This is a genomic window from uncultured Amaricoccus sp., from assembly GCF_937858865.1.
Classification (GTDB): Bacteria; Pseudomonadota; Alphaproteobacteria; order Rhodobacterales; family Rhodobacteraceae; genus Amaricoccus.
Map to the genome: position 1 here is coordinate 1 of NZ_CALLYO010000265.1, position 4,109 is coordinate 4,109.

General features: G+C 61.9%; 5 protein-coding genes. All 5 read left to right on the plus strand.

Annotated elements, in window-relative coordinates:
• Positions 1-998 (plus strand): hypothetical protein (locus tag Q0112_RS07410; protein ID WP_297973406.1); only part of this gene is annotated, 998 nt, incomplete at its 5' end.
• A gap of 13 nt (positions 999-1,011) precedes the next feature.
• Complete coding sequence (locus Q0112_RS07415; protein WP_297973409.1) at positions 1,012-1,839, plus strand: transglutaminase family protein; 828 nt, start codon at positions 1,012-1,014, stop codon at positions 1,837-1,839.
• Positions 1,840-1,929: 90 nt separating this feature from the next.
• Entirely contained in the window at positions 1,930-2,109 is a 180-nt protein-coding gene (locus Q0112_RS07420; RefSeq protein WP_165020056.1) for a hypothetical protein, read from the plus strand.
• A gap of 78 nt (positions 2,110-2,187) precedes the next feature.
• On the plus strand, positions 2,188-2,721 hold the full coding sequence (locus Q0112_RS07425) for a hypothetical protein (RefSeq protein ID WP_297973414.1): 534 nt from the start codon (positions 2,188-2,190) through the stop codon (positions 2,719-2,721).
• Positions 2,722-2,854: 133 nt separating this feature from the next.
• Entirely contained in the window at positions 2,855-3,901 is a 1,047-nt protein-coding gene (locus Q0112_RS07430; protein ID WP_297973417.1) for a transglutaminase family protein, read from the plus strand.
• Positions 3,902-4,109 lie beyond the last annotated feature (208 nt).

A 4,109-nucleotide genomic window follows, 5' to 3' on the forward strand; every position in this document is an offset into this window, starting at 1 on the left:
TTGTCGCCCCGATGACCAGCAGCACCCACCCGACACTCCCGCAGGACTTCGCGATCCAGGTGGCTGAGAACGAAGGCATGCCAACGAGACCGAATTCCAGAGCCTCCCCGCTACCGGCCGCGCCCACTCGACGGCTGACCGGAACGCTCACGCTTGGGCTATCGAGGACTCGCGCGGCAACCAACGGGCTCTGGTCCGCCAAGGAACAAGCTGCGATGAGACATCCCTTGGCGAGGCTGATCGCGCGGACGGCAGCCATAGCCGGTGTGATCGCCTCTTTCGCCTTTCCCGTGCTTGCGCAGGATGGAACCGGCCCAATGCCGGAGAACGCCCAGCCGCGCAGCTATGGCGGCGGATGGGTCTGCGACATCGGTTACCGGGTAGAGGGCGCCGAATGCCTGCCTCTCGATATCCCCGAGCATGCCTATCCAACCGGGCGCTCCTACGGGACGGGATGGGAGTGCAACCGAGGGTACGAGGAGGTGGACGGGACGTCCTGCAATCCCATCCCGGTGCCCGCCAATGCCTTCCTCCGGTCTTCCGGTTACGATTGGCAATGCGAACGCGGGTTCCGGCAGGAGGACGAGGCATGCGTGCCCATTGTTCTGCCCGAGCGTGCCTACCTGACGGACGATGCCTCGGGGAGGGGATGGACCTGTGATCGTGGCTATGAGGCCGCTGCAGAGACATGTTCGCCGATTGCCGTGCCAGAGAACGCGTATCTGACCAACGCAGACTACGGCGCCGCCTGGGCTTGTGAGAGAGGCTTCGTCAGAATCGACGACCGATGCGACGCCGTTGTCGTGCCATCGAATGCTTATCTGGACGAGGCATCCTATGGACCGGGCTGGAGCTGCGAGCGCGGATACGAGGTGCTGAATGGCGCCTGCGTCGCCATCGATCTGCCGGAGAACGCCTATCTCGACCGATCCGGCAACCGGTGGAGCTGCAATCGAGGTTTCCAGCTTTCGGACGGGGCGTGCGTCCTTGGAAGATGAGGGTGACAGAACGATGCGCAGCCGCGTGTCCGGCATACGCGTCAGCATAGGGTGTCGTCTCCGATACAGCTTCCCTCAACCGACGCCGCTGATTGCGCTTCTGAACGTGCACTACTCGCGGTTCGGCGATCTGGAGCGTGCCGATTATCTCGTGACCTCGCCGAGCGTGCCCCTCGAAAGCTACCGGGATGGCTTCGGCAACTGGTGCACGCGCGTCTTGGCTCCGGCGGGCGACTTCTGCCTGTCGACGGATGGCGTCTTCCGCGACACGGGCCTGCCTGATCCCTCCATGCCCGGCGCGCGGCAGCACGAGGTTCAGGATCTTCCTTTCGAGACGCTCGTGTTTCTGCAGGGCAGCCGGTATTGCGACACCGACCTTCTGTCGGAGGAGGCGTGGCGCCTATTCGAGACCACGGACGCCGGATGGTCACGCGTCCAGGCGATCTGCGATTTCGTGCATGGACATGTCCGCTTCGACTATATGCAGGCAAAGGCGACGCGCACAGCGTCGCAGACCCTCGCCGAGGGGCAGGGTGTCTGCCGCGACTTTGCCCATCTCGCCATCGCCCTGTGCCGATGCATGAACATTCCGGCCCGCTACTGCACCGGATACCTGAGCGACATCGGGGAGCCTCTGCCTCATCCGCCTGGGGATTTTGCCGCGTGGATGGAGGTCTTTCTCGCTGGGGAATGGCACTTGTTCGACCCGCGGAACAACAAGCCGAGGTATGCGAGAATTCTGATCGCGCGCGGTCGCGATGCTGCCGATGTCCCTCTGACCCAGACATTCGGCCAGAACACGTTGATGGAATTCAAGGTCTGGACGTATGAATTGGCCTGACTGACCTCGGCTTCCTTTTCGATGCACCATCGCAATTCGGGTCGCCAGCCCCTATATGTAAAGTACCGATGCGAGGTATCCCGGTCCGACATGGACGAGGAGCTGGCGTCGGAAAATCAAAGGATCGATGAAATGTCCTTCAAGGACCTGACCGCCAGGGCTGCGGCTGCGTTAAAGCCCAAGCCTGCGAAAACAGCGACGACCCCTGCCAAGGAGACCGAGCCCAAGGCTTCTGGCAAGGATGCAGCCGCGAAACCCAAGACATCTTGAGGGTGTACACCGGTTACGCGCCTCATTCCCGTGAGGGGCGCGGACCGCCCACAGCACCCATGGGAAAGGAGCGCGCCAATGGAAGATCTGAGAAGCAAGACCGTTGCGGTTTTTTCCCGACCCTTCACCGTTCCGGGCTTTGACGAGATTCTCCCGGCGGGAGAGTACGAGATCGATACGGAAGTGGCTTCGCCCCCTGATCAACGGGATCCCGCAGCCTGGAAAGCCTCCGTCCTTGTGAAGCTTCATCCCAGGATATCTCATCCTGGACTTGCACGGACTCTGACTGTTTCCCTTGCCGACCTCGACCAAGCACGCGCCAGGGACAAGCTGACCGGCAGGGACTTGTCCGACTTTTTCCTTGAAGAAATGCTGGCTGATCCGATGGTACAGCTCGTGATGAAGGCCGACGGGGTCTCCGAGGCGCACCTGCGACAACTCTATTCCCGGTCTGGGACGTCCGATCCGAACCTGGCTGCGCCGCCTTCGAAGACGACCGCCCGAGGAGCGCGGGACGAAGAGTCGATCCGGATCGCCGAAAACGAAGGCATGCCTACGCGACCGGACTCGCCGCCGCCCTTGCGCACCCGTCTGGCTGCGGGAAAAACGTGATGGCGGACAAGGCCCTCGCCGAAGGTGACGTACCGGGCATCGCGACCCCAAGGGCCGTGGGTGATGTTCCGCAAGAACGCCGATGCCTGCGATGCGAAACCTCGTTCTGGAGCGAGGGCTTCGGAGAACGGATTTGCCGACGCTGCAAGGGGTTGAATGCCTGGCGGAACGCCGCGCCCGTCAGCGCGGGCGCATCTCGCCGCCGCTGATCCCGCAGCCGCGCGCCGTCTTCCTCAATCCTGACTGGAACATCATTTTGGCCTGCCTCGAGATCGTTCACACCACGACCTACAGATACCGTCAAAAGGTCCCTCTTGGACCCCATCGGTTGATGCTACGTCCCCGAGAAACAAGGGAACTGCGACTACTGGCACATGCCCTCTCCATTTCTCCGACGGCGACGGTGACTTGGGCGCACGACGTGGCCGGCAACGCTGTCGCCACCGCCGTCTTTGACGACGTGACGGATCATCTGGTGATCGAGAGCCGTGCCACAGTGGATCTCACCGCGCCTGCATGGCCGGTCTTTGCCATCGCCGCCTCGGCCGCGCAGTACCCCTTTGTCTACGCCGACGACGAATGGACGGATCTGGGCGCGTTGACTGTTCCACAATATCCCGACCCGGACGGTCGGCTTTCCCTATGGGTCGAGGGCTTTGTCATGGCGCGCCCGACCGACACGCTGTCCTTGCTGAAGGACATCAGCAATGGTGTGTTCACCCAGATTTCCTACCAGAGCCGCGACACTGAAGGCACCCAGGCACCGATCGAGACGCTCGACCGGCGATGGGGCTCGTGCCGTGATCTTGCGGTCCTGCTCGCCGAAGCCGCGCGCACACTTGGACTCGGTTCCCGCATCGTATCCGGCTATCTTTCCGATGCTGAAGAAAGCCTCCTGGGATCTGCGGGTTCCGGGTCCACCCATGCCTGGGTCGAGATATTTGTCCCCGGTGCCGGATGGATTGCCTTCGATCCCACAAACCGGAGCTTCGGGTCCCTCAACCTGGTACCACTCGCCGTGGCCCGAAACATCGAACAGGTCACCCAGGTGGCAGGCAACTTTGTCGGAACGAACGTCGATTTGATCTCGATGGAGGTGCTTGTAAGAGTGGAGAGTGTTTCGGCACAAGACAACTTGCTCCTGGCCTCGAGAGGCGGGGCGGACATCGCACTTTTCTGATTGCGTTTCGGTGGGACTGGCTTGCGGCTTCGGGTCTAAACCTATCAATAACAATGCTTTAGAGCGGCGCCCTTTCGTTGTGAATCGTTAAGGGATTCCCAAGGCTGCTTGGTTCTGATTCTCTGTTCCCGAGGCAGGTATCGGGGGCAGCGAGATGGGCAAACCACTATCGATGGATTTGAGGAGGCGGGCATTGGCCGCGGTCGAT

Excerpts from the sequence above, each read along its gene's own strand:
- Q0112_RS07415 (WP_297973409.1), top strand. The coding sequence starts at position 1,012 with ATGCGCAGCCGCGTGTCCGGCATACGCGTCAGCATAGGGTGTCGTCTC.
- Q0112_RS07420 (WP_165020056.1), top strand. The coding sequence starts at position 1,930 with ATGGACGAGGAGCTGGCGTCGGAAAATCAAAGGATCGATGAAATGTCC.
- Q0112_RS07425 (WP_297973414.1), top strand. The coding sequence starts at position 2,188 with ATGGAAGATCTGAGAAGCAAGACCGTTGCGGTTTTTTCCCGACCCTTC.